This is a genomic window from Myxococcus sp. AB025B (assembly GCF_006518215.1).
Classification (GTDB): domain Bacteria; phylum Myxococcota; class Myxococcia; order Myxococcales; family Myxococcaceae; genus Myxococcus; species Myxococcus fulvus.
The window spans coordinates 1-2,779 of sequence record NZ_SRLW01000551.1; the positions used below are offsets into that span (position 1 = coordinate 1).

Annotated in this window: 3 protein-coding genes; all 3 read right to left on the minus strand. The window is 68.2% G+C overall.

What is annotated here, in order from left to right:
* Window positions 1-87: 87 nt before the first annotated feature.
* Complete coding sequence (locus FL311_RS42440) at window positions 88-1,089, minus strand: tyrosine-type recombinase/integrase (RefSeq protein ID WP_141333291.1); 1,002 nt, start codon at window positions 1,087-1,089, stop codon at window positions 88-90.
* The gene (locus FL311_RS42445) at window positions 1,086-1,997 is read right to left on the minus strand and encodes a tyrosine-type recombinase/integrase (RefSeq protein ID WP_141333293.1); all 912 of its coding nucleotides are present in this window, start codon (window positions 1,995-1,997) and stop codon (window positions 1,086-1,088) included. The genes FL311_RS42440 and FL311_RS42445 overlap by 4 nt, the downstream gene beginning before the upstream one ends.
* A partial coding sequence (locus FL311_RS42450; protein WP_141333295.1) for a site-specific integrase occupies window positions 1,991-2,779 on the minus strand: 789 nt, incomplete at its 5' end. The genes FL311_RS42450 and FL311_RS42445, both read right to left, overlap by 7 nt.

Genomic DNA, 2,779 nt, shown 5'->3' on the forward strand with positions numbered 1-2,779 from the left:
AATTATGCCGAGTCCGGCGTTATGCGGAGTTGAGGGGCATGCCGCGCGCCAGTCCGAGGAGGAGACCGGCGCGGCGGCTCCGCATAATCATGCCCCTTTCCGCGAGGGCCGCAGCGAGGCGAGCAGCTTGTCTGGGGCTCGGAACCGACCTCGTCGAAGTGCGGGCGGAAGCACCGCGTCGATCGCCTCAAGCTTCGCGGTCGGATCGGCGCGCACGTAAATCTCCGTCGTCTGGGCGGTGGCGTGCCCGAGCCAGAGGGCGACCTTGCGGATGTCGCGCGTCGCCTCGAGCGTGTGCATCGCGCAACTGTGGCGAAGGACGTGCGGGGACACCCGCTTCTTCTTGAGCGACGGCGTCGTCGCCGTGGCGGTCTTCACGTGCTTGGCCAGGATGTGCTCGAAGCCGTCTCGCGTGAGTGGACCGCCCCGGGCATTCAGGAATAGCTCGGGGCACGTGGCGCTCCCGCGCAGCACGAGCCACGCGCGGAGCGCCTTCGTCGTCGTCTTCCATAGCGGCAACACCCGCTCTCGACGCCCCTTGCCTCGCACATGGATGGCGGCCTGCGGTTGAAGGGTGACGTCGTCGAGTTTCAGCCCGACCAACTCGGAGACGCGAAGTCCGGCGGCGAAAGCGAGGTGCAGCATCGCGCGGTCACGCACACCATCGCGTGCACGTGGGTCGGGCGCATCGAGCACCGCCTGCATCTCGTCGCGGGTAAGGAAGCCGACCAGCTTCTCGTCGGTCTTCTTCGACGGGATGGCGAGCAATCCATGGGATTGCTGAACGCACGACGGCACGCGGAACTCGATGAAGCGGGCGAAGGACTTGATGGCGGCGAGGCGCGCGTTGCGCGTGCGTGCGGTGTTGCCCCGCGATGTCTCGAGCTCGTCGAGGAAGGCCAGCACGAGCGGGACGTCGAGCTGCTCGAGCGTCAGCGAGGACGGCTGGGTCCGAAGCCGCTTCGATGCGAAGGTAAGCAGCAACTGGAAGGCGTACGCGTACGCATCGCACGTGTGCGGGCTTGCATGACGCTCATGAGGCAGGCGCTCGCGGAGGAACGCGGTGAGGTGTGGGGCGAGTAGTGTCATCGGGCGCCTCGCCGCGCCAGGGACTCGCTCCGCGCCGCGACGTCGGCCAACAGTCGTGGTGTCGCCTGCAGGTACCAGTAGGTGTCGAAGAGATGCGCGTGCCCGAGATACGTGCTGAGCGCCAGCATGTGACGGGCGACGGCCTCGCCGTTGCTCGCGCACTGCTCGAGCGAGCGAACCGCGAAGGTGTGGCGCAGGTCGTGGATGCGCGGCCCTCGCTGGCCAGCCCCAGGGTGGATGCCCAGGCTGCGAACCAGCGCGAGGAAGGTCGAGATGACGGTCGAGTACCGCAACCCGGCTCCGCGCTCGGAGAGAAACACGGCATCGTCGGTGCCCGCAAACCTGGTGCGGACCGCGAGGTACGAGGCGAGGGCGCGACGAGTCGTCGGGTGCAAGGGAACGAGTCGGCTCTTGCGGAACTTCGTCTGCCGAATGACGAGCCCCGCCGTCGTGACGTCGTTGAGCCGCAATCCGATGGCCTCCGAGATGCGCAGCCCGGTGGCAGCAATGAGGCCGAGCATCGTGGCGTACATCTTCGGACGCAGGGCACCTCGGGGGCCAAGTGCGCTCGCGGCCTTGAGCAGCGTGCGAATCTCCTGGGGCGTGTAGATGTACGGCGTGCGTCGCGGCGCCTGCTTACCGAAGACGCCAGCCGGAGGGACCTCGTGGCGTGGCTCCTCGGCGTGCATCAGCCGCGCGAAGCGACGGATAACCTCGAGTCGGCCGTGGCGCGTGCCCGCCGATGGCCCTCTGCCAGCCCACTCGAGCGCAGTGGTCGCGCGCACGACGTCTTCGCCCTTGGCCTCGGCGAAGCGGGCGTAGTCGCGCAGAAGGATGCTCTGCTTGCGAAAGAGGTAGCCCGTCGCGTGGTGCAGCGCGATGTGGCGCTCGACGATGGTGCTCAGCATACGGCACCTCCGGGCCACGGCTGGGCCACCTCCCGGAGCATCTCTACGTCGACCTTCGCGTAGTACGCGGTCGTGTCGGGCGAGCGATGGCGCAAGACAGTCGCGATGGTGTCAAGCGAGCCTCCGGCGCGGAGCATCGCCGTCGCGGCAGAGTGCCGAAGGAGGTGAGCTCCCCGGCTTGGCGGATTCTGAATCCCCGCACGCTTGAGCGCGACGCGCACGATGTCGGAAATCGTGGCCGAGGTGGCGAAGGGACGCGTCGGCGCATTGACCGTGAGGAACAGGCGCTCACTGCTGGACCTCGGCCGTCCGCGCTCGAGGTACGCGAGCACGGCGTCGCCCACGTCTTGGGGGAGCGGCAGTCGAACCTCGCGCCGCCCCTTACCGTGTACGCGAAGGGTGCCGCCTCGCCAATCGATGTCGGTCACCGTCATCCTGACGATGTCGCCAGCGCGAAGGCCCAGCCGCGCGAGCAGGCGCAGGATGGCGTGGTCGCGCAGACCATGGCCCGTCGCCAGGTCACAGCTCTTCACGACGCGCTCGACGTCGGGCACCTCGAGGTAGCGCGGCAGCGACGAGAGCCGCCACTGCGGCACCGTCGGAACGCAATGAGGGATGCCAGAGTGCACGCGGCCCTCGGCGACGAGGAACCGGAGGAACGCGCGGATCGCCGTCACGGCAGTACGCGTCTCGCCGCGACCGACGTCGCTGAGTTGCTTGATGACGTAGGCTCGGATGGCGGTCACACTGTACTGGCTCGGGTCTTCTCCGAGTGCGCCGAG

Coding starts and splice junctions, on each gene's coding strand:
- FL311_RS42445 (WP_141333293.1), bottom strand. CDS start 1,997: ATGCTGAGCACCATCGTCGAGCGCCACATCGCGCTGCACCACGCGACG.
- FL311_RS42440 (WP_141333291.1), bottom strand. CDS start 1,089: ATGACACTACTCGCCCCACACCTCACCGCGTTCCTCCGCGAGCGCCTG.